Source organism: Halorubellus amylolyticus, assembly GCF_034808145.1.
Classification (GTDB): Archaea; Halobacteriota; Halobacteria; order Halobacteriales; family Natrialbaceae; genus Halorubellus.
Genome location: NZ_JAXHGM010000002.1, coordinates 557,597 through 582,605, shown reverse-complemented (window position 1 = coordinate 582,605; position 25,009 = coordinate 557,597). Strand labels below are relative to the sequence as shown.

General features: G+C 70.1%; 22 protein-coding genes, 1 tRNA gene and 1 pseudogene. 11 read left to right on the top strand and 13 right to left on the bottom strand.

The window, feature by feature from the left end:
• Positions 1-107: 107 nt before the first annotated feature.
• The 3 genes from SM754_RS08640 to SM754_RS08630 all read right to left on the bottom strand — a co-directional run bounded on the left by SM754_RS08640 (position 108) and on the right by SM754_RS08630 (position 5,349).
• Positions 108-881 carry a TrmB family transcriptional regulator gene (locus tag SM754_RS08640; RefSeq protein ID WP_323675818.1) on the bottom strand — a complete coding sequence of 258 codons (774 nt, stop codon included), beginning with the start codon at positions 879-881 and terminating at the stop codon, positions 108-110.
• Positions 882-4,430, bottom strand: a complete 3,549-nt coding sequence (locus SM754_RS08635; RefSeq protein WP_323675817.1) for an MMPL family transporter — start codon at positions 4,428-4,430, stop codon at positions 882-884. It lies immediately after the preceding gene.
• Positions 4,431-4,614: 184 nt separating this feature from the next.
• A complete protein-coding gene (locus tag SM754_RS08630; RefSeq protein WP_323675816.1) occupies positions 4,615-5,349 on the bottom strand; it encodes an MBL fold metallo-hydrolase in 735 nt (244 codons plus the stop codon).
• Positions 5,350-5,499: 150 nt separating this feature from the next.
• Between SM754_RS08630 and SM754_RS08625 the strand changes: the two genes are divergently transcribed.
• Both SM754_RS08625 and SM754_RS08620 read left to right on the top strand, forming a co-directional pair.
• Positions 5,500-6,414: a shikimate kinase gene (locus SM754_RS08625; RefSeq protein ID WP_323675815.1), complete on the top strand. Its 915-nt coding sequence runs from the start codon at positions 5,500-5,502 to the stop codon at positions 6,412-6,414.
• 140 nt (positions 6,415-6,554) lie between these two features.
• Positions 6,555-6,821: a chorismate mutase gene (locus SM754_RS08620; RefSeq protein ID WP_323675877.1), complete on the top strand. Its 267-nt coding sequence runs from the start codon at positions 6,555-6,557 to the stop codon at positions 6,819-6,821.
• 166 nt (positions 6,822-6,987) lie between these two features.
• Here the strand turns inward: SM754_RS08620 and SM754_RS08615 are convergent, their stop codons facing one another.
• A complete protein-coding gene (locus SM754_RS08615; RefSeq protein WP_323675814.1) occupies positions 6,988-7,386 on the bottom strand; it encodes a CopG family ribbon-helix-helix protein in 399 nt (132 codons plus the stop codon).
• A gap of 92 nt (positions 7,387-7,478) precedes the next feature.
• Positions 7,479-8,216, bottom strand: a complete 738-nt coding sequence (locus SM754_RS08610; RefSeq protein WP_323675813.1) for a carbonic anhydrase — start codon at positions 8,214-8,216, stop codon at positions 7,479-7,481.
• A 299-nt stretch (positions 8,217-8,515) separates the two neighbouring features.
• Here SM754_RS08610 and SM754_RS08605 point away from each other — a divergent pair, with 299 nt between their 5' ends.
• Together SM754_RS08605 and SM754_RS08600 are read left to right on the top strand one after the other, a co-directional pair.
• On the top strand, positions 8,516-9,598 hold the full coding sequence (locus SM754_RS08605) for a phosphotransferase family protein (protein WP_323675812.1): 1,083 nt from the start codon (positions 8,516-8,518) through the stop codon (positions 9,596-9,598).
• A 75-nt stretch (positions 9,599-9,673) separates the two neighbouring features.
• Entirely contained in the window at positions 9,674-10,816 is a 1,143-nt protein-coding gene (locus tag SM754_RS08600; RefSeq protein ID WP_323675811.1) for a CNNM domain-containing protein, read from the top strand.
• Positions 10,817-10,882: 66 nt separating this feature from the next.
• Here the strand turns inward: SM754_RS08600 and SM754_RS08595 are convergent, their stop codons facing one another.
• Positions 10,883-11,545, bottom strand: a complete 663-nt coding sequence (locus SM754_RS08595; protein WP_323675810.1) for a hypothetical protein — start codon at positions 11,543-11,545, stop codon at positions 10,883-10,885.
• Between the two features lie 281 nt (positions 11,546-11,826).
• Here SM754_RS08595 and SM754_RS08590 point away from each other — a divergent pair, with 281 nt between their 5' ends.
• Positions 11,827-12,003, top strand: a complete 177-nt coding sequence (locus SM754_RS08590) for a hypothetical protein (RefSeq protein ID WP_323675809.1) — start codon at positions 11,827-11,829, stop codon at positions 12,001-12,003.
• Between the two features lie 151 nt (positions 12,004-12,154).
• Here SM754_RS08590 and SM754_RS08585 read toward each other — a convergent pair whose 3' ends face one another.
• The 4 genes from SM754_RS08585 to SM754_RS08570 all read right to left on the bottom strand — a co-directional run bounded on the left by SM754_RS08585 (position 12,155) and on the right by SM754_RS08570 (position 16,813).
• The gene (locus tag SM754_RS08585; RefSeq protein ID WP_323675808.1) at positions 12,155-12,883 is read right to left on the bottom strand and encodes a hypothetical protein; all 729 of its coding nucleotides are present in this window, start codon (positions 12,881-12,883) and stop codon (positions 12,155-12,157) included.
• A 112-nt stretch (positions 12,884-12,995) separates the two neighbouring features.
• Complete coding sequence (locus tag SM754_RS08580) at positions 12,996-13,970, bottom strand: DUF7282 domain-containing protein (protein ID WP_323675807.1); 975 nt, start codon at positions 13,968-13,970, stop codon at positions 12,996-12,998.
• Positions 13,971-14,096: 126 nt separating this feature from the next.
• Entirely contained in the window at positions 14,097-15,182 is a 1,086-nt protein-coding gene (locus SM754_RS08575; RefSeq protein WP_323675806.1) for a DUF7350 domain-containing protein, read from the bottom strand.
• A 146-nt stretch (positions 15,183-15,328) separates the two neighbouring features.
• On the bottom strand, positions 15,329-16,813 hold the full coding sequence (locus SM754_RS08570; protein ID WP_323675805.1) for a hypothetical protein: 1,485 nt from the start codon (positions 16,811-16,813) through the stop codon (positions 15,329-15,331).
• A gap of 103 nt (positions 16,814-16,916) precedes the next feature.
• Between SM754_RS08570 and SM754_RS08565 the strand changes: the two genes are divergently transcribed.
• Entirely contained in the window at positions 16,917-18,152 is a 1,236-nt protein-coding gene (locus SM754_RS08565; RefSeq protein ID WP_323675804.1) for an outer membrane protein assembly factor BamB family protein, read from the top strand.
• 151 nt (positions 18,153-18,303) lie between these two features.
• Entirely contained in the window at positions 18,304-18,789 is a 486-nt protein-coding gene (locus tag SM754_RS08560; RefSeq protein ID WP_323675803.1) for a hypothetical protein, read from the top strand.
• 43 nt (positions 18,790-18,832) lie between these two features.
• On the opposite strand, the gene SM754_RS08555 is transcribed toward SM754_RS08560, so the two are convergent.
• Positions 18,833-19,474 carry a DUF6663 family protein gene (locus SM754_RS08555; protein WP_323675802.1) on the bottom strand — a complete coding sequence of 214 codons (642 nt, stop codon included), beginning with the start codon at positions 19,472-19,474 and terminating at the stop codon, positions 18,833-18,835.
• A 117-nt stretch (positions 19,475-19,591) separates the two neighbouring features.
• Between SM754_RS08555 and udk the strand changes: the two genes are divergently transcribed.
• From udk to SM754_RS08540, 3 genes and pseudogenes are all read left to right on the top strand, one after another.
• The gene (gene udk, locus SM754_RS08550; RefSeq protein WP_323675801.1) at positions 19,592-20,317 is read left to right on the top strand and encodes a uridine kinase; all 726 of its coding nucleotides are present in this window, start codon (positions 19,592-19,594) and stop codon (positions 20,315-20,317) included.
• 95 nt (positions 20,318-20,412) lie between these two features.
• A complete protein-coding gene (locus SM754_RS08545) occupies positions 20,413-20,685 on the top strand; it encodes a hypothetical protein (protein WP_323675800.1) in 273 nt (90 codons plus the stop codon).
• A gap of 306 nt (positions 20,686-20,991) precedes the next feature.
• Positions 20,992-21,960 (top strand): annotated as a pseudogene (locus SM754_RS08540) (WD40/YVTN/BNR-like repeat-containing protein); the annotation flags it as partial.
• A gap of 649 nt (positions 21,961-22,609) precedes the next feature.
• Here the strand turns inward: SM754_RS08540 and SM754_RS08535 are convergent.
• Positions 22,610-22,681: transfer RNA gene (locus tag SM754_RS08535), tRNA-Thr, on the bottom strand.
• 70 nt (positions 22,682-22,751) lie between these two features.
• The gene (locus SM754_RS08530; protein ID WP_323675798.1) at positions 22,752-23,738 is read right to left on the bottom strand and encodes a class I SAM-dependent methyltransferase; all 987 of its coding nucleotides are present in this window, start codon (positions 23,736-23,738) and stop codon (positions 22,752-22,754) included.
• Positions 23,739-23,862: 124 nt separating this feature from the next.
• Here SM754_RS08530 and dph5 point away from each other — a divergent pair, with 124 nt between their 5' ends.
• Entirely contained in the window at positions 23,863-24,666 is an 804-nt protein-coding gene (gene dph5, locus SM754_RS08525; RefSeq protein ID WP_323675797.1) for a diphthine synthase, read from the top strand.
• Positions 24,667-25,009 lie beyond the last annotated feature (343 nt).

Below are 25,009 nucleotides of genomic sequence, written 5' to 3'. Positions count from 1 at the left end.
TTCACGCGTTTCCCATCCAGCGAGTAGCTCGGCGGCTCTCCAGCACGGCGCGCTCGACCGTCGTGATTCCAGCGCCAGCGACCCGCCTCGCAGCCGTCGTCTCGACGTCAGGCGGTCTCGCGCGGGGCGATCGAGTTCATCGCGAGCTCGTGCAGGACGGTCGCGAAGTTCGTTTGCGCCGTCCAGAACGCGGTCTCCGTGGTGAGTTCCGGGATGTCGTCGCGGTCACCGAGGACGCTCAACAGGACCACGTCCCCGTCCGCGAGCACCGCACGGCCGGTTCGTTCGTCGTCGACGGCGGGCTCGGCCGTGTCCATCGTCGCGATACTCGCGTCGTCCGCGAACAGCTCGCGGACGTCCGGGTTCACGCTCACCACGCGAACGGTGAGGTCGTCGGCCGCGGCCTCTCGGAGCGCCGCCGCGATGTCGTCCGTGACGAGGTCCGGGGTCCGCGCGGCGAACACGACGCGCCCCTCGGCGTTCCGGACGAGTTCCGCCGCGCGCTCCGCGACGTGGCCGTGCCCGGAGAGCGTCCAGATCGCCTCCTGTTCCTCGCGCTCACCGCCGCGTTCGTTCCGCACGCTCTCGACGTACCCGAACGCGCGGTCGGATTCGGTCTCGAAGCGCTCGCGGAGCGTCCGCCGAGCCTCCTCGATACGTACCGGGCGGTACTGCATCGGACTGGACTGCTGGACCTCGACGAGCCCGCGCTCCTCCAGGCTCTCCGTCACGCTGTACACCTGGGACCGTGGCACGTCCGCGACGCGAGACACCTCGCGTGCCGTCCCGGACCCGAGCTTCTGGAGGGCGATGAACACCTTCGCCTCGTACGACGTGAGGCCGAGGCGTTCTAGGGAACCGACCGCCTCGGCTTCCTCCATTCAGTCGTCACCTCCAGCGGGTGCCTCGGCGGCCTTCGACCGTCTCGTGAAGTCCGCGTCCGGTCCGAAGTACTTCACCCACACCACGAGCAGGCTCGGGAGCACGAGCACGCTTGCGAGGAACGCGTAGACGATCGTCATGCCCGTGATGACGCCGAACTGCTGGAGCGCCGGGAAGATCGCGAACGCGAGCGTCCCGAACCCGCCGACGGTCGTCGCCGCGCTCCCCAGTAGCGCCCCGCCGGTGCCGGTGATGGTTCGGTCCATCGCCGTCCAGACGTTCCCCGTGCGTTCGAGTTCGAGGTTGAAGCGTTCGCTGACGTGGATGGAGTACGCCACGCCGAGTCCGACCGTGAGGCTCGTGATCATCCCCGTCAGGACGTTGAACGGCATCCCGATGGCGTACATCGTCCCGAGGATCCACGAGACGCTGAGCGCGACCGGGAGGAGCGTGAACGCGCCGAGCGCCGCACTTCCCTCCTGGATGCGGTACGCGAGCATGAGGAACGCGAACACCGCGACGAGCGTGATGACGAGGCTCTGGATGACGGTATCGAGCAGTTCCTGCTGGACGATCTCGTTGACGACCGGACTGCCGGTCGCGGTCGCGCGCGTCCCGTCGCCGTTCATCGTCGCCGCGACGTCCCGGAGCTGCGTCGTGACCTCGCCGGTGTCCGCACCGCCCTTGATGGGGACGACGAGCCGCATCGACTCGTAGCGGTAGCCGTCGTCGGTCTCGACGCGGTGGACGTACTGGCTCGCCTCGTCCTCGTTCACGCGGAACAGCGCGGAGAGGACGCCAGTGACGTTCTCGTCGGGGACGCCGTCGCCGTCGGTGTCCGCCGCGCGGAACGTGTCGTTGAACGACGCGTTCGTCGCCGCGGTCGACCGCATCACCGACAGCGCGGAGCGCGTCGCGACGTCGCCGCTACTCCCCGTGAACGCGGTGTCCATCTCCGAGAGCCCGGACTCGGTCTCGTTCAGGCGCGCGAACGTCCCCGCCGTATCGAGCGAGGTGGAGTCGTTCGCCCTGACGAGCACCTGCGCTTGCGAGTCCTCGCGCTGGAAGTTCTCGTTCACGTAGTCGAGGTTCGCCTTCGCGGAGTACTCCCCGGGTTTGAACGGCTCGGGGAGGTCGTACAGCCACTCGGCGGGTTCGTCCGCGATGAAGCTCTCCTGACTGAACTCGGTACTGACCTGGGTCGCGCCGACACCGCCGGCGATGGAGATGACGAGCGCGACCGCGATGACGACCGCGGGCGCCTTCCGTGCGGCCGTCCCGCCGACGGAGAGCACCTGCGAGAACCGGCCGCCGCCGGTCCCGAACGCGCGCTTCGTGCGGTCCAGACCGAGGCGGTTCTCGAGGAAGCCGTCGGCCTCGATCTTCAGTGCGGGAACGAGCGCGCCGAACACCGCGAGCGCCGCGAGGATACCGACCGAGGACACGATACCGAAGTCCTGGATGGGCGGGAGCGGGCTCGTGAGGTTCGAGAGGAACCCGATGACGGTCGTCGCCGTCACCCACGTCAGCGCGAGGCCGACGCCGCCGAGGGCGACGCCCATGGAGCCGCGGACGTCGTCGACCGTGTCGTCGTCCGTGCGCGCCTCGCGGTGACGCATGAATATGTGTATCGCGTAGTCGATGGACAACCCGATCAGGAGGACCGGGACCGCGATCATGATCTGGTTGAACGACACGCCGGCGAGCCCCATGAACCCGAACGTCCACAGGAGGACCGCGACGATGCCGAACAGCCCGAGGACGATGTCGAGGGCGTCGCGGTACGCGACCATGAGCGTCAGCAGCACGAACAGCAACGCCATGGGCGCGACGATGTTCACGGAGTCCGTGAGCGACTGGTCGATCTCCTGGGAGATGACGCCGAACCCGAAGACGATGTACTCCTCGTCCCCGCTCCCCGTCGACCCGGCTTGCGCGACGTCCTGCATCTCGAGCTGGACCTGCGTCACGCCGTCGGCGACGGTCTGTGCGTTCGACGCGGCGCTACCGGAGGACGTCTCGAGGACGCCGATGAGCATCCGTGCGTTCGCACTCGTCGCTCCCGGCTCGAAGTCCTGGGGCATCAATCCGAGCGCCCGGCCGGCGAGTGGCCCGTCGCCCTCGCTGAGGACGACCGACGTGGCGTCCTCGACCTCGCTCGCGTTCATCGACTCGACCTCGTCTATCTGTGCGGACAGCGACGGCGTCCCGCCTTTCCGGAGCGATTCCCGGCGTTCCTGGAACTCGGCGAACGCCTCCTGGAGCGCCTGGCCTTCCGCCTGGAGTTCGTCGGCTCGTTCCGCGAGCGCCTGCGATTCGTCGCGGAGGACGCCCTGCGTGCCGGCGAGGTAGTTCCGTTCAACGGCCGCGAGCAGCGGTTCGACGTCGCGGACGGTCGCCTCGAACGCGGCGAAGTCACCGTCCTCGAACTCGACGGTCGAGTTCGCGACCACGGCGTCGTACCGGCCGCGAGCGGTGACGTTCGGGTCGCTCGCCGCGGCGGTCATCGCCTCGCCGAGTGCCGCGGCAGTCGCGTTCACGCGGTCGGAGCGGTTCGCGAGCGCCTGCAGCTGGTCGCTGAGGACGCCCTGGGTCCCCTGGCGGTACGCGCTCTGCACCTGTCGGTCGGTGCTCGCGTTCCGGAGGCGTCCGGCGGCGTCCTCGAAGGTGGCGTAGTCACGTGCGTCGAACTCGACCGTGGTGTTCGCCGCGACCCGGTCGAACTGCGTGCGGACGCTCGCGTCGCGGTCCTCGCGGAGGACGGTGAGCGCGCCGCGAAGGCGCTCGCTGGTGTTCGTCAGGGTCGCCTCGCGCTGCTTGAGCGCGCGGAACTCGTCGCCGAGCACCTGCTGGGTGCCGCTCCGGACCGTCGTCTGCACGGCGCTGGTGTTCGCGCGGAGTCGCGTGGCGGCGCGCTGGAAGACGGCGTAATCGTCGCTCCCGAGGTCGACGCTCGTGTTCGCGTTCACCCGCTCGAACTGCGTGCGAACGCTCGCGTTCGGGTTGGCTCGGAGCGCGTCGAGCGCGCCCTTGAGGCGTTCACCGGTCTCGTTGAGCGCTTGCCCGCGTGCCTCCAGTTCGGCGCGGCTCTCGTTGAGCGCCTCCGAGCGCGCCTGCAGTTCCGCGCCGCGAACGCGGAGTTCGCTGGCCTGCTCCTGCTGGATGGCGGCGATGGCGACGAGGTTCGACACGCCGAACAGTCCCCGGTCGCCGGCGAGCGTCCCGTTTATCGTCGCGTTCGACCGCAGCTCCTGTTGATAGCGCAGGGACGCCAGCAGCGAGTCCTTCGAGAGGACGTTCCCACCCTCCGATCGGTTCCGGATTATCACCTGGACGCTCGTCGTGCTGGTGTTGTCCGCGACGAACGTCTCCGAGATGTACTCGGAGGCGTTCGTGGCGTCGTTCTCGCTGTTGAACTGGCCGAGTCCGGACTCCGAGTCGACGGCGCCGGCCTGGGAGCCGAGGCCGGCGGTCACCAGCAGGAGGGCGACGATGATGACCTTCGTGTGTCCTGCGATACCATCCGCGATGCGGTCCACGGCGCTCACGTGGACCGACCTCCGACGACGGGTTTGCTGTGTGTACTGAACATACGACAGTTGTGTTGTTACTCGGCTACTAACAGACTGTCTCGGATAAATGTGACCGTACCGACCTCCGGAAACGCGGGAGAACTCGCGAACGGTTCCAGTCCGATGGCGAGCACCGGAGACCGCGCGACGGCCGTTCCGGTCAGTCGATACTGACCGAAAGCAGGTCCTCCGCGAACCGGACGTCGCCGTCGTAGTGCCCGGCGACGGCGTCGAGCATCTCGTCGTGGACGTCCTCCGTGTGCGGGTAGAGGTGCGTGAGGTAGACGCGACCGTACTCGTGGCCGGCGAGCGCCTCGCCGAGCTGGCTCGGCGTCGGATGGTTGTCCACGTCGACCGAATCCGGGAACGAGCAGTCGTGTGCGAACACCGCGACCTCGTCCGCGAACGACGCCAGCGCGTCGGTCGCCTCGCCGTCCCCGCTGAACGCGAACCGGTCGTCGAACCGGTACGCGAGGCACTCCTTGGAGTGCTCGGTGCGGTGCGCGTCCACCTCGAACCCGGCGACCTCGAACGACCGCTCGCCGACCTCGCGCACCGACAGGTCGACGCGGCCGTCGAGGTAGTCGTGGACGTCCAGCAAGCCGTCGACGAGCGCCTTCGTCCCGCGCGGCCCGACGACCTCGAGGTGGTCCTCGCCGGCGAGCCACCGCGCCTTCAGCAGCGGCATGAGGTCCGAGACGTGGTCGAGGTGGTGGTGCGTGAGGAGGACCGTCGACACGTTCTCGGCGCCGACGCCGGTCTCCTCGAGTCGATGCAGGACGCCGGCACCGCAGTCGACGAGGAGGTACCGGCCGGCCTCGTCGACGAGCAACCCGGTCTGGTGTCGGTCGGCGAGCGGCATCGCGCTCCCCGTCCCGAGGAAGGTGACGCGCATACCCGAGACACTGGCCGCCAGCGGGATGAAAGGGTCGTCTCGCGGTCGTCCGATACCCGGGGTCGACGACCGACCGTCGAGACGCTCGGAGTGTCGGCGGGTATCGCGCGCACCGCAACCGCCAAGTGCGTCCTCGGATTCGGGACGCGTATGCAGGGTCGTGCCACGGCACCGGCGGCGGGAACCGTCCTGAACGCGCTCGCGACCGGGCGCGGGTCCGCGTTCGCCATCGACGCCGACACCACCGCGTCCGTCACGCTCGACGCGACCGACCGCGGTGACGCGGACGCGAGCGAGGAGCCGTCGGTGACCGGGACGGTCGCGGGCGCACCCGACGCCGACACCGCGCTCGTCGAACGCTGCGTCTCCCTCGCGGTCGACCGCTGGGGGCCAGCGGCCGACCTCGACCCGTCGACGGTCGCCGGCGAGGTCCGCACGGAGAGCGACGTGCCGATGGCGGCCGGACTGAAGTCCTCGAGCGCGGCCGCGAACGCGACCGTGCTCGCGACCGCGAGCGCGCTCGGCGCCGACCCGGACCCGCTCGACGCCTGCCGGCTCGGCGTGCAGGCCGCGCGGGACGCCGGCGTCACCGTCACCGGCGCGTTCGACGACGCGAGCGCCAGCATGCTCGGCGGCCTCACCCGCACCGACAACACCGCGGACGAACTGCTCGCGCACGACGACGTCGACTGGGACGTCCTCGTCTGGACGCCCCCCGAGCGCGCGTACAGCGCCGACGCCGACGTCTCCCGCTGCGAGCGCGTCGCGCCGATGGCGGCCCTCGTCGACGACCTCGCCCGCGACGGCGACCACGGCCGCGCGATGACCGTGAACGGTCTCGCGTTCTGCGCCGCACTCGACTTCCCCACGGACCCGATCGTCGACGCCCTCCCGGACGCGACCGGCGCGAGCCTCTCCGGGACCGGCCCGAGCTACGTCGCCGTCTTCGACGCCGACGACGGCGACGGCGGCGACCCCGTCGGCCGCGTCGAGGCGCGCTGGCGCGACCGCGACGGCGACGTCTGGCGCACCACCACCCGCAGCGACGGCGCACGCATCCTATGACACGAGAACCCAGCCACACCGACGACGGACCGACAGACGACGACACCACCGCGAGCGGACGACCGCTCGCGGACGGCGGCGCGCACGACGACCGCGGCACCGGCGACGTCGCCGACGCCGACATCCCCGCACCGGACGAGATGAGTCTCGACGAACTCCGCGACGAGATTCGGGGCATCGACCACGACCTCGTCGAACTCATCGCCAGACGGACGTACGTCGCCGACACCATCGCGCAGGTCAAGGACGAGAAGGACCTGCCGACGACCGACGAGGAACAGGAACAGCGCGTCATGGACCGCGCCGGCGAGAACGCACAACGCTACGACGTCGACGCGAACCTCGTCAAAGCGATCTTCCGGCTGCTCATCGAACTGAACAAGGTCGAGCAACGCGAGAGCCGGTAGCCGAGTTCGAGTGTCGGCAACGACGTCGCTGCGTTCGGTCCACGGTCGACCGTCGGCACAGCCGAGGACGGGGACTCCAGTGCTTTCGAACCCGTGAGCTCTTCCGTTATTTCTCGTACGTTCGGTAGTCAGTGCGGGCGAACCGCTCGCTCACCGTGGCTGGCGGTCAGTGGCCGTCGTCGTCGCGGATGACCATCACCTTCACGCGGCGGACGGCGTCGAAGTCCCGGAGGGCGTAGACGAGGTCGCGGACGCGTTCGGCGTCGCCGCGACAGTACAGCGACTCCAGGCACCACTCGCCCTGGTGCGTGTGACTCGTGTTCAGGATGACGTCTTGGTAGTCGTGCTGGACGCCGTGGAGCTCCCGGATGACCTCGTGATGCCGGTAGTCGAACCCGACGAGTGCGACGACCTCGCCGGTCGTCGCCTCCAGGCGCGAGTGCGATTCGACGTACTCGAGCATCGCCTCCCTGACCGCGCGCGACCGGTTCTCGATGCCCTCGTCCCGCCAGACGCGGTCGAACTCGGCGACGATCTCGTCCGGGATGTTGAAACTCGTCCGCATTCGTCCTGCCACTGGACGCGGTCGTACAAAAGTCCCGGAGCCCGCCGGACGCGGTCGTAGCGAAGCCCCGGAGCAACCGGGTCGGTGGGGTGTCAGTACCGGAACCGGCGGGAGACGCGGTCCGCGACGTCGGGGTGCTCGTCGCGGATCCCGTCCGGGTTCCGCTGGCCGTCGGCGTTGACGACGTGGACCTCGCCGCGGTCGCCGCCGTAGACGTCCTGGAAGTCGTAGACGACGCCGAAGACGGAGACGTCGTCGGGGACGTCCGCGCTCTCCGCGAGCGCGTCGACCTGGCGGTCGACGTTGTACTCGACGAGGTGGTTCACGGCGTCGGCGTGCGTGAGGTCGGCGGGGAGTTCGTCGACGCCCGGTTCGACGCGCGGGCGAAGGAGGTCGATGCAGCGCGCGACGCCCGCCGGGTGGGCGGCCGCGGGCGTCGGCTCGGGCGCGTTCGCGTGCTCGGGGACGAGCGCGTCGTCGCGGTCGGCGCGGACCGCGTCGTACGTCGCCGTCACCGCCCCGCAGCCGGTGTGTCCGACGACGACCGCGGTCCTCGTGTTAGTGTACGCGAGCGGGTAGAGGACGTCGCCGGAGACGACCGTCTCGTCGTCGCTCGTGCGTTGCACGACGCGGTTCCCGATGTTGCCGACGGTGAACACGCGCCCGGGTTCGTCGTTCCCCCAGAGGTCGTCCTGGAGGACGCGACTGTCCGAGCAACAGACCGAGACCGCGTCGGGCCGCTGGCCGTCCTGGAGGTCGTCGAACCGGCCGGTGGCCGCGTCGGCGTGTGTGCGATTCCCGTCGAGGAGATCGACGATGGTCCGCGTCATACCAGCACCGTCGACCGCCAGCACGTATTACTCTCGGTTCGCCGCGGACGTTGCGAGGCCGGGGGAACCCGATGCCGTCGCGGCGTCGACGACACCGGGTCGAGCGCTCGGCTACGCGGAGAGCGGTCGAGGTCGAGCCGGTGGACGAGGCCCGCCATCGACGCGATGGACGCCATCTCGACGACGGTCCAGTCCTCGACGCGACCCGACCGGGTCGTCGTCACCGATGCGGACCATCGTGAGAAGCGCTCGCACGCCACCCCAAGGTCTTTCGAGCGGTCGAGCGTCGGCCGTGGACGATGACAGACGTCGAGGTCCCCGCAGTCGTCGACCCCGTGCTCGCTGCCGTGTTCCCGGACCGCGAGGTCGCCGCGGCCGGCGACGCCGGCCCGTCGTGGAACGACGACAACCGAACGGTCGGCGTCGAGTTCGCGGACGGCGAACGGGCGTACTGCAAGGTCGCCGTCGACGGCGACCCGTCGCGCGCCGCCCGCGAGTGCGGCGTCCTCGCGTACGTCGACGCGAACGCCGTCGTCCCGACACCGGCGGTGCTCGCGAGCGCCACGGGGAGCGCGGCCGACCCGCCGTACGTCGTCACCGCTGACGTCGACGGCACCATCGGCTGGCGCGCGTGGCGCGACGCCGACGACGACGAACGCGTCGCGTTCGCACGCGCCGTCGGGAGGACGTTCGCGAGCGTCCACGCCTGCCGGTTCGACGCCCACGGCCGGGTCGTCGACGGCGACGCGAACGACCTCGACGTCGACCCCGTCCCGTGGCCGGACCTGCTCGCCGACCAGATACGGTGGTCGAGGGACCGCGCCGGCGGCGGGCGGTTCGACGACCACTACGACGACGTGCTCGCGCTCGTCGACGACGAACGCGACCGGCTCCGCGACGCTCCCGCCGCGCTCTGCCACGGCGACCCCGCTCGCCCGAACCAGTTCGTCCACGCCGCCGACGCCACTGACTCGACCAGCATCGGCGACGACACCGGTTCGACCAGCACCACCGACTCCACTGACCCGACCAGCGCCACCGCCGAGCGCGCGCCGACCGTCGGCCTCCTGGACTGGGAGCTCGCACACGTCGGCGACCCGGTCCGAGAGCTCCAGCGCGCACGCCGACAGTTCGTCGACTCGCGCTACGACCCCGGGACCGAACGGCACGCACAGGCGTTCTACGACGGCTACCGCGACCGCGCCGGCGGGCTCCCCGACGGGTTCGAGGACCGACGACGGATATACGACGCCGTCACCTACCTCGGCGTCACCGGGTTCTTCGAACGCTGGGCCGACGACTTCGACACTCCCACGGACGAACTCGCCGCCGAGGTCGCCGACGAGATGGACCGTCGACTCGCCGCCGCACGCGAGCACTGACGGTCGAACCGGGCCGCCGACCACGTCCGCGATGAAGGGATTTATCCGAGCGTAGGGAGTCGAATCGAACGAGCAATGGTCGAGACGACGACGTTGCTACGGCTGTTCGCGGGCGTCGGACTCCTGCTCGGGAACGGGTACTTCGTCACCATCGAGTTCGCGATGACCCGCGTCCGACAGTTCGAGGAGGCCGCGTTCACGGGCTCTCGCGGCCTGGAGCGCGCGTGGGAGATGACCGAACGCCTCGAGATATACCTCTCGGGATGCCAGCTCGGCATCACCATCTGTAGCGTCGGGCTCGGCATCGCCGCCGAACCCGCGCTCGCCGCCCTCCTGGACCCGGTCGTGGCCGCGGTCCGACCGGCTGTCGAACCCGTGCTCTCGAGCGTCGGTCTCGGCGGCGTCGTCGGCGGTGGTGGCGGCGGCGAGGGCGGACACACGTTCCTCGCGGCCGCCCTCTCCTACGGCGTCATCAACATCTTCCACCTGACCGTCGGCGAGCAGGCGCCGACGTACCTGGGTATCGAGCGCTCGCGGCAGGTCGCGAAGTACGGCGCGCCGATCCTCTACTGGTGGACGAAGGTGTTCGGCCCCATCATCACGTTCGCGGACTGGCTCGCGAAGGCGATGCTCTCGGTGTTCGGCGTCGAGATAACGCGGTCGTGGGCCGAGGAGGAGATCGAGGGGGACGGCGAGGACGCCGAGGGGCGGACGCGCGGCGAGTTGATGACGCGGATGGGTGACGCGCTCTCGGGCGCCGGCCTCCCGGAGGAACGTCGGCGCGAGGTGATGAACGCGCTCGCGATCGACCGCATCCAGGTCGGCGACATCATGGTCGACCGCGAGGACGTCGTCGCGGTGTCCACCGAGGCGTCGACCGCGGAGAACTTCGAGGCCATCCGCGGAACCCCGCATACGCGGTTCCCGCTCGTCGGCGACGGCCTCGACGACGTCGAGGGCGTCGTGTACGTCTCGTCGCTCCTGGACGAACGCGCGGCTCTCGACGCGGGCGAGCGGACGTTCGCGGACGTCGCGGTGGACGCGATGACTGTTCGCGCCGACATGCCGGTGAGCGAGGCGATCGACGCGTTCCAGGCGCAGAACCAGGAGCTCGCCATCGTCGAAGCGGACGGGCGGGCGGTCGGCGTCGTCACCGCGACCGACGCGTTCGAGGCCATCGCGGGCGAGCTCGAGGACCCACTGGACGCCGAGCGCTGACGGGTCTTCCCGTCCCCGAGGAGCGACCGGTCGGTCGACGCACCGCGGTCGCCGAACCGTGCTATCTCACCCGAGGAGGACTCGCGCGGGCCGGACGACGCGGCGGAGTGGTGCGACGACGAGCCCGCGGAGGAACGCATCGATGCCGAGTTCCGAGCGGTCGAGACGGTACGTCTCGCCGTCGCGGACGACGATACCTCGGTCCGTGCCGATGGCGAGTGCGTCGTCGATGCGGTCGGCGTCGAGGTCGCAGGCGTCGTGGAGCGCGTCGTGAGTCAGCGGCTCGTCCTCGAGCGCGGTGGTGACGCGGTTCGCGTCCTGTAGCGTCGCCATCACGTCGCTCCGGGAGTCGACGTCGGAGAGCGGGTCCGGAGTCGATCCGGTTCGGGCGTCGGCGGCGGCGTCGGCGAGGAACCACGCACCGGCGAGGAACGTGCACGCGGGCAGCCAGAGCGCGCCGTCGCCGGTGCGAGCGAACGCGACGGCGAGTGCGACGCTACCGACGAGGACGACCGCGCCGAGACCGGTCTTGACGTGGCGGTCAGGGACTGCGCTCGCGTCGGTGGCGACGCCGACGAGTTCGACCGCTGCGAGTCCGATGCAGACGCCGACGATGCCGTCGACGGTGTAGCCGAGGAACGCGTACAGGACGGCGACGAAGGCGGCGAGACCGAGGAGGCGGCGTGCGGTGAACCGCTCGCGGGCACTTCGGTAGAGGGCGCGGCGCATGCTCGAGCGTACGTCGGCGAGCGCCAAAGGTGTCGGTGATGTGGCGAATCGTCTTGTGGAAGTCGTCCGGGGGGATTCCCGTGGTGTTGGCCCACGGACTCGCTCGAAGTGGCTCGGGGCGCTCCGACAGACGACGAGAACTTGCGAGGAGTTTCCAACGCCACAAGAACCGACACTAAAGACAATCTCTACTGAGTATAGTGGAAACTCGTCAGAGTTTTTTTTTTTTTTTTCAGTTTTCCGAACGCTTAACGGGCCTGCTGCACAGGCGTAAGGTGGCTATGGCACAGGACTGTGCTCGCTGTGGCGCCGACATCGACGACGCGGACGTCCGCTACACCGAACACGCCACTGACGGAACCGACACGTACTGCTCCGTGAACTGCATCGCCGACGTCGAACGCGTCGACGAGCAGACCGCCAGATCGAACCTCTTCGCCGACCTCCTCGAAGCCTGACCGGCCAGCACCACCCGAACACGAACGCATCCAGGCCTCCCCCAGGCCATCCCTCCTCCGGCGGCACCCGACTCCGCCGATAGCGTCCCACAGCCTACCGTCTCGGCCACGACGCGGCGCATCAGGCGCCGCGACGATACCCGAGCACGCGTCAGAACGGCAGTGACGACCGTAACCGCGAGAACACATCCGCATCTCGGTCCGGCCCGCCGTCTTCCGCAGCGAAGCGTCGAGCCGTCTCCGGGTCCGCGAGCACCGTCTTCGATACCTCCGGTTCCGACACCCACTCGAACGCCTCCGTTCCGGGACGACACTCCCCGCAGCCGTCCGAGGTCGTCGACGACCCGGTTCCACCGGACCTGCTCGCAGCACCCGGTTCACCCGCCGACTCGTCCGACGCTCTCACCGGCTCGCCAGAGGCCACCGGTTCGTCCGACGCCACCGGTTCGTCCGACGGCGACCACGTCGGCCCGCTCGGTTCGCCGGACAGCGTGCGCACGGATTCTCGAGAGCTCGTCGCTCCGGACGCACCCGCGTCGCCGGAGGACGGCTCGGCTGCATCGTCGAACCCCACCACGTCCTCGGGGTCCGGCGTCGACCCGTCGGTCACCGCGAGCTGGTCGTCGACGTCCGCCGCGAACGCCTCGAACGCCGGCGGCGCCGGGACGACATCCGCGTCGCTCGGGCGTCGGTCCGCGAGCATCACCTCCTCGGGCGTGTCCTCGTCGAACCGCTCGAAGAGCGCGTCGACGGACGCCTCGACGAGCGACGGGTCGACGCGCCCGCCAGCGAAGACGTCGTCGACGCCGTCACGCGCGAACGGCGCGACCGCGTCCTCGGTCGACCCATCGCGCCCGTCGTGCTCGGACTCTCGCATCACGACCCGAACGTCAGCATCCCCGGTATTAAATTTTTGCTATGCTAGTTCGAAAATAGTGGCGGTGCGGCGAGGTTCGGGAGTCGATAACCCCGCGTCAGAACCAGAACGCCGCTCAGTCGCGCTGGCGGACGCCGAGCACGGCGAGCGCCGCCACGAGCGCGACGCCCGCGGCGACGGCACCGAAGCCGAGTGCACCGCCGGCCTCGCCGGAGCCGGTCTCTGACCCGCCGGAACCGGCCGCCGTCGACCCCCCGGACGACGTCGTCGTCGGCGCCGGCGCGGTCGTCCCCGTCGCCGTGACGACGATGGACGTCGTCCGACTCGCGTTCGCGACCTTCGTCACCTCGAACTCGGACGCGACCGGCGTCCCACCGACGGTCACCGGACGGTCGGCGCTCGCGTCGAACTCGCCGTCGCCGTCGTCGCGGTAGACGGTCGCGGTCAGTTGCGCCGACTCGTTGCGTGCCATCGACTCGTAGAACGACGCCGCGAGCGGCACCGAGACGTTCTCGTTCGCGCCCGCCGACACCGGCGCGGACCCGAGGACGGTCCCGTTCTCGTCCGCGACCGCGACGAACCCCGAACGGTTCGACTCCGCGCGCCTGACCGTCACCGAGGCGTCGTCGATGCGTTGACTCCCGAAGTCCCGCGCGACCACGTTCACGTTCCCGTCCTCACTCACGTATATCGGGATGACGGAGCCCGCGACCCGCCCCTGGATACCGGTGAGCGCGGTGTCCTGGTTCGGTTCGAACTCGCCGTCGCCGTCGGTCCGATGCAGTGCGACCCAGACCTTCGCGACGCCATCGATCTGCGAGAGGAACTCCTGGTCGACGTCGATCTCGTAGTTCTCGTCGGGGCCCGCCTTCAGGGCGGCGTGCCCGATCGCCTTCCCCATCTGCCCGCCCTTGTCGATGTGGACGACGGCGTACCCGTCCTGGAGTATGAACGACCGTTCGACGACGACGTGGTCGTCGACGACCTGCGCGTCCGCCGTCAGGTGGTTGCCGTGACCGGCGACGGGGAGCGCGGCCAGGGTGGCGAGGACCACGAAGCAGGCGAGGACCGGAGCGAAGTACCGACGCATGTTCACGAGTGGTGGTTGGATTCTTTAGTGTTTGTCGGGACCGAACGCGTGAACGAAACCCGCGACCGGGCGGTTCCTTCGGCGGCCGACGCACCCGCAGGTTCGACAGGGTGGGTGAGTGCGCGCTCAGACGGTGAACGTGCGTCCGGGGAGTTGACGGAACGCGCGCTCGTAGCCCTCGTGGCGCGCGACCTGCGAGGGCGTCGTCGCGCGAACCACGACCTCGTCACCCGCTTCGAGACCGTCGACGGCCGCACCGTAGTGGTACCCGATCTCGCCGTCGATGACGGGCGCGAGCCGGTCGTCGAACACCGTCTCGCCGCCGCGCGTCACCGTCGCCTCGAGCCCCATCATCGGGACGACGAACCCGTTGTAGCGGGTGCGCGCGGAGACGTACAGGTAGTCGCTGCCGTCCGCGAACCGACCGCCGTCGTCGACTCGGGCCGTGACGAGGGTCGCGCCGTCGGCGAGCTTCGACCCGACGACCGTCCCGGGGAGCGCGTCCGGCGCGGGGAGTCCGCCCTTCGGCGCGTCCATCGACCCCATCGGCTTCACCGCACCGGCCTTCCCGCCGGCGCCGACGTCGCGGACGCTGAACTCGCCGGCGACGGACTCGCTCCACTCGAAGGGGATCTCGATGCTCGTGGACTCCCCGTACCGGTCTGCGAGCGCGCCGACGCCGCGCGTCGACCCCAGGCCTTCGAAGTTCACGCGCGCCGTGTACTCGCCGAAGTCCGGCATCTGGAAGTTGGCGCCGTAGTGAAAGCCCATGCGCTGGGAGAGCATCGGGTACGTGACCTCCTGCGTGACGGTCTCGCCGTCGCGGAGGACCTCGGTGTTGACGCTGGAGGGCAGCACCTGATTGGTCTCGGCGTCGAACACGGACGTCATCAGGTGGAAGCTGTCGGCGTCCTCGGTCTCGGTCTTCTCGACGCTCCGCCCGTTGACGTTCCAGAAGTTGTGCGGGATGGAGAGCATGAGCATCGCGCGGAGGTCGCCGGACTTCCCCATCCCCGACATCACCATCTGGTCCATGAACGTCTGGACGTAGATGCCCGACGGGCCGTCCGGGGTCGTGGTCGTCGGCTCGGCGGTCTCGGTCGGCGCGTCGTCCGTCGCGCTCTCGGTCCCGCCGGTGTCACCGTCGAGACAGCCGGCGAGCCCGACGCCGGCGGCGGCCGGCAGGGCGTGGAGGAGGCGGCGTCGTTGCATGCACGCACCTAGTCGAATGCAAAGAAAAACCGTTGTGGTTCACGTCTCGAACCACCGGTTCTCGTCGTGGCCGGGGCTTGCGATACGACTGCGGCCGCGAGATGGCGGTTCGGGCGGGTCACGCGAGCGGGAACGGGCTCGTCGGGTCACGGTGCGGCGAGCACGTAGAGGGACGCGACGGTGTACGCGACCATGAGGGCGGCCAGTGGCGCGTGCCCTCGGCGGGCGCGACGGGCGTCGGGGAACGCGCGCTCGGTCGCGAGGTGCGCGGCGACGACGGCGACGAGGTGCCCGCCGACGACGAGCGCGACCTGGGTCGCCCAGACCGCGACCGGTGCGAGCGCGCTCGACGCGTCCACCGCGAGCGGGACGCCGGCCGCGCCGAAAGCGCGTTCGACGAGCCGGGTGGCGTTCACGAGCACGTACGGGTAGTTGTGCGCGACGTCGTACGCGACCGCGATCGGTAGTAGCGTCGCGGCGAGGTAGCGGAGGACGCCCTCGGCGTCGACGACCTCGTCCGCGCCGCCGGGCGCGGTCGTGGTGCCGCCGTCGGGGCTCGCTGGCGTCCCCGCGGCGACCGAGACGGCGCGGCGGACGAGGACCGCGCCAGCGAGGAACGCGGCGAGGAACCCGACGTAGATCGCGAGGCCGGCGTACGCGCCGACGAGCGAGCCGAGTGCGGCGAGTGCGCGCGCGGCGACGGTCGTCTCGACGGCGCCGTCGAACGTGACGGTGGCCGCGGCGACGACGACGAACGCCGCGGTTGCGACGTCCGGGAGTGGGCGCGCGCTCCCGACCCACGGCGGTCGAAGGACGGCGACGACGCGCTCCCCGTCCGGCCCCGGTTCGCGCTCGAATGCGACCGGGGCGACGCGGCCGGCGAGCCGGTAGAGCACGGCGAAGGCGTCGGCGCGGTCGAGCGCGTCCCGGCCGAACGCGAGCGCGAGCGCGAGCATCGCGAACGCGTACGCGGCGAGGACGACGACCGTGAGTCGGCCGTCGTCGGGGACGACGGTGAGGTTCTCGGCGACGCCGACGACGGCGACGAGACCGAGGACCGCCGGCCACGACCCCAGCCGGTCGGGGTACTCGCGCGCACCCAGCTCCCCGCCTTCCAGCGCTGCGAGCGCGTCGTACGCGACGTGCCACGGTGAGAGCAGTCGCCACGGCGACCCGACGGCCGCGGCGACGACGAGCGACCCCTTGAACAGCACCGGCCAGACGAGTATCTCCGCGAACGTCACGGCGGCACGGCTCGTGAGCCCGGAGACGACCGCGGCCGCGAGCGCGACGACGGCGAGAGCGCGGACCGCGACCGCGAACGCACGGACCACGTCGGCGTCGAGCGACCCGAGACGGACGCGTCCCGTCGGCGGGTCCGGGCCGACCGCGAGGCCGACCGCCGTTCCACCGACCGCGAGCGCCGCGCCCGCGACGAGCGCCGGGACCGGGACGGGCGGCGTCTCCACCGCCGTCCCGTGCGCGCTCGCCACCCCGGCGAGCGCCGACAGCGTCGCGAGCGCGAACAGCGCCGCGAGCGCGCGGCGGCCGCGACGGCCGCGGCGACGGGACCCACGTCCGTCCGACCGACGGTCGCCGGAACCGCATCGCCCTGGGCCGCGTTCCTGCATCGGTCGACCATCCGGGAGCGCGGTACAAGTGCGCCGTGGTTCGCGCATCGAACACCGCGGTCGAGAGGGGGCGCTTATCCCCGTGCGCCCCCGACGCCTGGGCATGCGAGCGGTCACCGTCGCCGCGGTCGCGGTCGTCCTCGCGAGCCTCGCCGGCGCCGTCCTCCTCGGCGCGACCGGCGCGCTCGTCGAGCAGGACGGCAGCGACCTGGCGACGACGTGGACGAGCGACTCCGCGGTCCCCTCGGACAACAACCACCACGAGCCCGCCGTCGGCGTCGTCGGCGGCGAACCCCGCGTGTTCGCACCCGTCAGCTCCACGCGAGCGGTGGACGCGTGCGCGCTCGTCGCGTTCGACGCCGCGGACGGCGGCGAGACGTGGCGCGACCGCGTCCCGAGCGCGAACTGCACGGTGCACGCGGTCGCGGACGTCGCGGTCGCGGACTACGACCGGGACGGCACCACGGAGGTGCTCGCGACCACGACCGAGCGCGTCGTCGTCGCGTACGCGCCCGGCGGCGAGGTCGAGCGCGAGTGGGAGCTCTCGGCGTACGGGTACACGAGACCCGTCGTCGCGAACGTCACGGGCGACGCCGCGCCCGAGGTCGTCGTCGTCGACTCCCGCGGCCTCGTCCAGGTGCTCGAGGCCGACGGCGGCGTGGCGTGGCGCGACGACCGCGACGGCTACGTCTGGGGGTCGCCGGTCGTCGACGACGTGGACGCCGACGGCCGCATCGAGGTCGTCGTCGCCGACAGCACCGGCGCGATGACCGCCTACACCGCGGACGGCGGCGTGGACTGGAACGTCTCCCTCGACGGCGAGGCGGTGACGTGGCTCGGGCACGGCGACGCGGACGACGACGGCGTCACCGAGTTCTACGCGGGCACGCCGACCGGGTCGGTGTTCGCGGTCGACGGCACCGGCGAGCGCGCGTGGACGACGACCCGCAGCGACCTGACCGCGACGAGCGCCGTGCTCCGGGACGACGCCGGCGCGGGTGCGTTCGTCGCGAGCGACGACGGCACGGTCGCGCGACTGAACGCCACCACCGGCGACGTCGTCTGGGAGACGACGGTCGCGAGCGACGCCGTCCAGATGATGCCTCCGCCCGTCGCCGGCGACGTCGACGGCGACGGCGGCGAGGAGCTCGTCGTCGCCGCGAACGACGCGACCGTCGCCGTCCTCGACCCCGAGACCGGCCGGACGCTCGCGAACGTCGGGCACGACGACCGCGTGTTCGCCGCGCCCGTCCTTGCAGACGTCGACGACGACGGCCGCGAGGAGGTGTTCGTCATCTACGCCGACGGCACCGTCCGCCGGTTCGACTACGGGGACTGACCGACCGCGACCCCGTCGACTGACCGACTGCGAGCCCGCCAACTGACCGACTGCGACCCCGCCTCCGCACCGTCGACTGACGGGGTGCGATGGTCGCGTGCGACGTGACGCGGCAGAAGGTTTTCACCGCCAGGTGTCGGCTTGTCGAGACGTGAACCGTCGACAGCTCGCCGGCGTCGCGCTCGCCGCCACCGCTACCGCCCCCCTGCTCGCACTCCTCGTCCTCCTGACGTACGGAACGCGCTGGGGCCACGAGCTCTACCTGTTCCCGTACGCCATCGGTGCCGCGACGCTCCCGTTCGTCGCCGCGGTCGCGACCGAGCGATACCGACTCGTGCTCCCGACGCTCCTCCTTCCCGTCGGCGTGCTCGCGTTCGTCGGCGGCGTCGTCGCCGGCGGTGGCTGCCTGCAGGCCGCGGGCGAGGGGTGGTACTTCACCTACGACCCAGTGCGTAACGTGATCCGTTACGGCGGGAGCGTCGGTACCTGTCGTGCGGAACCGAACGCGCCGGTCGTCCTCCTCGGGTACGCACTCACGGCCGTCGGCGGCCTCCAGACGCTGGACGCCGTCACCGCCCGCACGTGGTCGCCACTCGACCTGTCCGCACTCCCGGGAGCGAGTCGGTTCGCGCCGTAGCACGACGCCACCGCCGAGAACCTCGAGGCGCGCGGCGACGGCTCTAGGCGACGTCGTACGTGTCGCGGACCGTGGACGAGAGCATCCCGTCGCGGTCGAGCGCGACGTACACGACGACGCAGCGCTCGTCGACCGGGTCGAGCACGAAGACCTCGCGCGCCCCGCCGTCGCGGTCGCCGGCGTCGACGCGCGCCAACAGCGGGTCGAGCGGGCGAGCGCCCGTCCGGAACTCCTCGAAGAGGTCGCGCTCTCCCGGCTGTTCAGCGAACGTGTACAGCGCGCCGTTCTCCGCGCCGTCCGTGTTCCGCGTCACGCGCGAGTTCACGCCCTCGCCACGGCGCTTCGCCTCCGCCCACGTCTCCCGCGCCGCCTCGAACAACCCCGTGACCTCCCGCGCGAACGAGAACCGCGTGTCCCGGACCGGCTCCAGAGCCGCGACCGTCGGCGGCTCGGTCTGCCAGTCAAGGGCCGCGGACACGACCGCACCAGGACGCAGGTCCGCGACGCCGTCCGCGTCGTGGCCGTCGCGAGCGATCTCCGTCACCTCGTACGCGCCCGGTTCGTCCGTCGTCGGGTCCGCCGGCACGCGAACGAACGCCAACGCGTCACCGCGACGAGCGCTCTCGTACACGCGGAACGTCTCCACCTCTGCCGGTACGTCCGATCGTCGGTCGTCTGCCGTCACGCCCGCCACTCGGCGCGCCACACGGGTAAGCGTCGCGGGTCGCCATCCCGCCGTCGCCGCCGCGCTGCCGGGAGAAGGCCACGTTCAAGACCCTGCCCGCCCGTTCATCGAGCAGAGATGACCATCCCCTCGTTCGTCATCGGGATCGCGGGCGGCACGGGCGCGGGCAAGACCACCGTCGCCCGCGAGGTCGCCGATTCCGTCGGCGAGGCCGTGACCAGGATCCCCATCGACAACTACTATCACGACCTCTCGCACCTCGAGATGGACGAGCGCGAGGACGTGAACTACGACCACCCCGACGCGTTCGAGTGGGACCTCCTCATGGAGCACCTCGACGCCCTCCTCATGGGACAACCGATCGAGATGCCCCAGTACGACTTCACGATCCACAACCGCAAGGACGAGACCGTTCACGTCGAACCGTCGGACGTCATCGTCGTCGAAGGCATCTTCGCGCTCTACGACGACGCCGTCACCGACCGCTGCGACCTCAAGGTCTACGTCGAGACCGACGCCGACGTCCGCATCCTCCGCCGCATCCGCCGGGACGTCATCGACCGCGACCGCGATCTCGAAGGCGTCATCGACCAGTACCTCGGCACGGTCAAACCGATGCACGAGCAGTTCGTCGCCCCGACGAAGAAGCACGCCGACATCATCATCCCCGAGGGCGCGAACCAGACCGCGGTGAACCTCCTCACCGAGAAGGTCGAGGTCGAACGCAGCGGCGTCGCGCAGGGACTCGCGAGCGAATGGGAGCGCAACCCGGTCGAGGTCGCCGACACCGACGGCGACCGCACGACCGTCACGCCCTCCCCGGACGAGGACGCCGAGGAGTGAGCGCGCCGACGCGGGAGACCGGCAGCAGGCGGGCGGTTCGACGCGGATGCGAGATTCCACATCACTTATGCCGTTCGGTGTGAGTATTCTTCCCTATGAGTACCCAATCACGCACCGCGGAGCCCAACGAGTACGAGGAAGGGTTCTTAAGCCAGAACACGTGGATCCGGCCGGTCGCGATCTTCGTGGGCATCTGCTTCGGGTTGCTCGCACTCATCATCGGCGCGAACGCGACGATGGGCTGGCTCGGCGGTCGCTTCGGACAGGTCCTGTTCGGGATGGTCGCATCGCTCGTCTTCATGAGCTTCGTCTTCAGTGCGGTCCTCCTCGTGGTCAACGGCGCCCGTTACCTCTACAACAGGAGCTGACGACCGCCGTACCGCCGTCGAACACCGTTCTCCTCGCTCGTGACGACGCCTGCAGTGACGTCGCTCGACCGACGTCCAGCCACCTGTCCCGTCGACACCACGCGCTCCCGAACTGGACGCCACTGGCCATCGCACCCGCCTGCTTCGATGTCAACCCAATGACGGTGTTCGACCGTTCTCGAAGACACAGTACCCGGGGAAGCCACCGCACGGGCCCGAAACAGCTTGTGAACAACCCGCAAGAACAGGCAGCTCCCAGACAAATTAGCGACGTCTTTCATTACTCGACCGGTGAACGGTACGGTCGTGACAGCGAACCAGTCATCGACGCGACGACGGTTCCTCCAGTTGAGCGCCGCAACCGCGACCGCCACCGCCCTCGGCACCACGACCACGGCGGCCGACCCCGGAACGTGGGAGTCCACGAAGAGCCCCGTCGACGTCACGCTCCACGACGTCGAGACGACCGCCGCGAACGCCTTCGCCGTCGGCGGCGCCGGCGTCGTCGTCGAACGCACCCAGGACGGCTGGCGGAAGGTCGTCGACGGCGGCCCGACCGGGAACGGGAACTCGCTGTACGGCGCCGACGTCACCGACGACGGCAAACGCCTGTGGTTCGTCGGCGCGAGCGGCGCAATCGGCGAGTACGACGTCGAGACCGGGAACCTCGAATCTCACTCCGCGCCCAACGACTCGACGAACAACTTCAACGACGTCGCCGTCACCGGCGACAGCGACGAGGCGAACGTCTACGTCGCCGGTGACTCCGGGAGCGTCCACTACAGCTTCGAGAACGGCGCGACCGGCACGTGGAACTACGTCGCCGTCGGCCAGGGCGCCGCCATCCAGGCCATCGACTTCCACGGCCCGCGCACCGGCCACCTCGTGAACGGCAACGCGAACGTCTTCTATACGGGCGACGGCACCACGTGGAACAAGACCGGTATCGCCGACGCCGACGTCTCGCTGTACGGCGTCGACTCCGACGCGAAGGACGACGTCCACGTCGCCGCCGGCAGCGGCGTCGTCTACCGCTACAAGCCCGACAGCGAGGGGACGCCGAAGTGGTTCCGCACGAAGGTCGGCGAACCCAGCCTCCGCGACATCGAGAAGACCGACGACGACGGCTACGCCGTCGGGGACGCCGGCGCCGTCTTCGACCAGGAATCCGGCGAGTGGGGGCGCGACGAGACGCCGAACGGCCAGGGCCTCACGGCCGTCGTCGACACCGACGGCAACGACATCGCCGTCGGCGCCTCCGGCACCATCGTCGAGACGAACCCCGACGCCGAAGCCGAACCCGGCTCGGACACCCAGACCGGACAGGCCGCGGACGTCACCCGCACCAGCACCAACACCAGCGGCCAGAAGAAGCTCGAGTTCACCGTCCAGAACACCGGCGACTCGACGGTGACCGTCGACGCGTTCGCCCTCCAGACGAACGTCCAGGTGGAGACGATATCGCGCGACGGCGGCGAGGTCATCGTCCCCGCCGACGACACCGGCTACCGCAACAGCGAGGACCCCATCCCCGTCGACGGCGAGCTCCGCGCGCTCGACACCCCCGGCGTCTTCGACGCCGGCACCGAAGCCACCGCGCACTTCAAGCTCTACGACGGCGGGAACGTCGCCCTCGCCGTCGACCCCGTCGACGAGAGACCCAGCGGCAACTACATCAGCGCCACCCTCCAGTACGGCGACGATACCCGCGACACCTTCTACTTCGCCGTCACCAACGTCAACTCGTAACGACGCCGCGACCTCACCCTGCCCGACTCTCCCGGAGCAACGAGCACACGACCGCCTCACGTACCACTCACGACGAAAGCATCACGACGAGAGCAACCAGCAGGTCCGCTACGATTCGACGCATCCGACGAACGCGGACGACCGTCTATAGGGCATCGATCGTCGCGGAAAAGCAAGCCGGTGGAGGGATTTGAACCCTCGGCCTATTCCTTACGAAGGAATCGCTCTACCTCTGAGCTACACCGGCAGACGGCGTCTGTCTGCATTCAGTCATGGCGGGAGAATCGCAATAAGGGTTGCGAATCGGGCCGGGCGTGCTACGTCGAGACGAGGCGGACGTCGAGGCAGACGTTGTGCTCGTGGGGCGCGTACGAACGCACGACGTGCCGGGTCTCGACGGTCACGTCGTACGCGGGCTCGAACGCCTCGCGGATGGCGCGCTCGCCCGGACCGAACGGGTCGTCCTCGTGCTGGATGTCGTAGAGATGGAGGACGCACTCGTCGCTCGCGAGCACCGCCGCGGTGTCGAGGAACTCGCTCGCCGTATGCGGGAGGTTCATGACGAGCCGGTCCGCCCAGCCCGCGTACTCGCCCGCAGCTACGTTGCGGACGTCCCCCTCGATTGCAGTGACGCGGTCCGCGACGCCGTTCCGGCTGGCGTTCTCCCTGAGGTACTCGACCGCGACGGGATTCAGGTCGACGCCGACCGCCTCCGCCCCGCGCTTGGCCGCCGGAATCACGAACGGGCCGACGCCCGCGAACATGTCGAAGACGCGCTCGCCCGGCTCGACCTGACTCGTCACGCGATGGCGTTCCGTCGCGAGCCGCGGCGAGAAGTACACCTCGGCGAGATCCAGGTGGTACTCGCAGCCGTACTCGCGATGCACCGTCTCCGTGGAATCGCCCACGAGGACGTCCCACTCGCGCACCCGGAGCTCGCCCTTCACCTTCGACGCTCGATTCAGGACCGTCTCGACGGGCAGGTCCGACGCCACCATCGCCTCGGCGATCTCGCGAGCGCGCTCGTCGTCGTCCTCGTCCAGGATGACGACGTCACCGAGGCGTTCGTAACTCGGCTCGAACCCGAGCACGTCCGCGGGCGTCGTCTGAGTCTCCCGGTCGGGCACCGCACGCGCCACCACCTCGAACCCCGCCGGGACGCCGTCCGCGTCCACCACCGGGATGAACAACGTCCCGTCCTCGACGACGATCTCGCGGCTATCGTCGAGCACGCCCGCGTCCGCGAGCACCTGCCGCGACTCCTCGCCCGACTCCCGGTCCACGCGCACGCACGGCTCGTCCATACGGACACGAGCGAGACGCGCCACCCTCAACCTGACGAACCACACCGGCGCTCACGGCCGCGACCGACCCGTCATCGCGACGCGGACCGACGGCTTCAACGCCGCCGACGCACACACGGACAGTATGCTCACGTTCATCGGTCTCGGCCTCTACGACGAACGCTCCATCACCGTCGAAGGCCGCGACGCCCTCCGCGACGCCGACCGCGCGTACGTCGAATGCTACACGAGCAAACTGCTCGGCGCCACCGTCGACGACCTCGAACGCCACCACGACGTCGACATCGACATCGTAGAGCGCGCCGACGTCGAACAGCACCCCGAAGCGATACTGGACGCCGCCGAGACCGAATCCGTCGCGTTCTGTACCGCCGGCGACACCATGATCGCGACCACGCACACCGACCTTCGACTGCGCGCGGAGGACCGCGGAATCGACACCCGCGTCCACCACGGCGTCACCGCCGAGACCGCCGCCGCCTCCCTCACCGGCCTCCAGAACTACCGGTTCGGGAAGGCGACCACGCTCCCCTTCGAGTACGCGCACGCCGGCACCGACGTCCCCGACAGCGTCCTCGACACCATCACCGCGAACCGCGACCGCGGCCTCCACACCCTCGTCTTCCTCGACATCAAGGTCGGGGACGACACCGCCGGCGCCGACGTCCGCGACGGCGACGAGTACATGACCGCCGACGTCGCCGCCGAACGCCTCGCCGAGCACCACCCCGACCTCGTCGCCGTCGTCGTCGCCCGCGCCGGCAGCCCCAACCCACTCGTCCGTGCCGACACCCTCGCGAACCTCGCCATCGGCGACTTCGGCGACCCACTCCACCTCCTCGTCGTCCCCGGCGACTGCCACCTCCTCGAAGCCGACGCCCTCGAGACCCTCGCCGACGCCCCCCGCGACGAACTGGACGTCGTCTGACCGACCACCAGACACCCACACGCACCACATCTCCTCACCGACCCTCAGTCCTGCCAAGTCAGGGCTCTCGCCCCGACCTGGGAGCGGTAGCACGCCACTGACTCGATGCGACCGCCCGAGTACGACCACCGGCTCGGCGCGCGAACGTGCGGACCGAGAACGCCAGTGAGCGAGTCGCGCACACACTCGCGAGGGACGCTGCCTAGGTCCCGCGAGCGCCGCGAGCACGACCCGACAGCGTCGGCAGGGGAGGACGTGGCCCACAACAGTCACCGCGAGCACGAGAACGACACCACACACTCCAGACACGAACAACCCACCAGAACCACCAGCAGCCACAGCA

What these genes read in the sequence shown, in the direction of transcription:
- SM754_RS08640 (WP_323675818.1), bottom strand. Translation starts at nt 881, where the DNA reads ATGGAGGAAGCCGAGGCGGTCGGTTCCCTAGAACGCCTCGGCCTCACG.
- SM754_RS08630 (WP_323675816.1), bottom strand. Translation starts at nt 5,349, where the DNA reads ATGCGCGTCACCTTCCTCGGGACGGGGAGCGCGATGCCGCTCGCCGAC.
- SM754_RS08625 (WP_323675815.1), top strand. Translation starts at nt 5,500, where the DNA reads ATGCAGGGTCGTGCCACGGCACCGGCGGCGGGAACCGTCCTGAACGCG.
- SM754_RS08620 (WP_323675877.1), top strand. Translation starts at nt 6,555, where the DNA reads ATGAGTCTCGACGAACTCCGCGACGAGATTCGGGGCATCGACCACGAC.
- SM754_RS08615 (WP_323675814.1), bottom strand. Translation starts at nt 7,386, where the DNA reads ATGCGGACGAGTTTCAACATCCCGGACGAGATCGTCGCCGAGTTCGAC.
- SM754_RS08610 (WP_323675813.1), bottom strand. Translation starts at nt 8,216, where the DNA reads ATGACGCGGACCATCGTCGATCTCCTCGACGGGAATCGCACACACGCC.
- SM754_RS08605 (WP_323675812.1), top strand. Translation starts at nt 8,516, where the DNA reads ATGACAGACGTCGAGGTCCCCGCAGTCGTCGACCCCGTGCTCGCTGCC.
- SM754_RS08600 (WP_323675811.1), top strand. Translation starts at nt 9,674, where the DNA reads ATGGTCGAGACGACGACGTTGCTACGGCTGTTCGCGGGCGTCGGACTC.
- SM754_RS08595 (WP_323675810.1), bottom strand. Translation starts at nt 11,545, where the DNA reads ATGCGCCGCGCCCTCTACCGAAGTGCCCGCGAGCGGTTCACCGCACGC.
- SM754_RS08590 (WP_323675809.1), top strand. Translation starts at nt 11,827, where the DNA reads ATGGCACAGGACTGTGCTCGCTGTGGCGCCGACATCGACGACGCGGAC.
- SM754_RS08580 (WP_323675807.1), bottom strand. Translation starts at nt 13,970, where the DNA reads ATGCGTCGGTACTTCGCTCCGGTCCTCGCCTGCTTCGTGGTCCTCGCC.
- SM754_RS08575 (WP_323675806.1), bottom strand. Translation starts at nt 15,182, where the DNA reads ATGCAACGACGCCGCCTCCTCCACGCCCTGCCGGCCGCCGCCGGCGTC.
- SM754_RS08570 (WP_323675805.1), bottom strand. Translation starts at nt 16,813, where the DNA reads ATGCAGGAACGCGGCCCAGGGCGATGCGGTTCCGGCGACCGTCGGTCG.
- SM754_RS08565 (WP_323675804.1), top strand. Translation starts at nt 16,917, where the DNA reads ATGCGAGCGGTCACCGTCGCCGCGGTCGCGGTCGTCCTCGCGAGCCTC.
- udk (WP_323675801.1), top strand. Translation starts at nt 19,592, where the DNA reads ATGACCATCCCCTCGTTCGTCATCGGGATCGCGGGCGGCACGGGCGCG.
- SM754_RS08545 (WP_323675800.1), top strand. Translation starts at nt 20,413, where the DNA reads ATGAGTACCCAATCACGCACCGCGGAGCCCAACGAGTACGAGGAAGGG.
- SM754_RS08530 (WP_323675798.1), bottom strand. Translation starts at nt 23,738, where the DNA reads ATGGACGAGCCGTGCGTGCGCGTGGACCGGGAGTCGGGCGAGGAGTCG.
- dph5 (WP_323675797.1), top strand. Translation starts at nt 23,863, where the DNA reads ATGCTCACGTTCATCGGTCTCGGCCTCTACGACGAACGCTCCATCACC.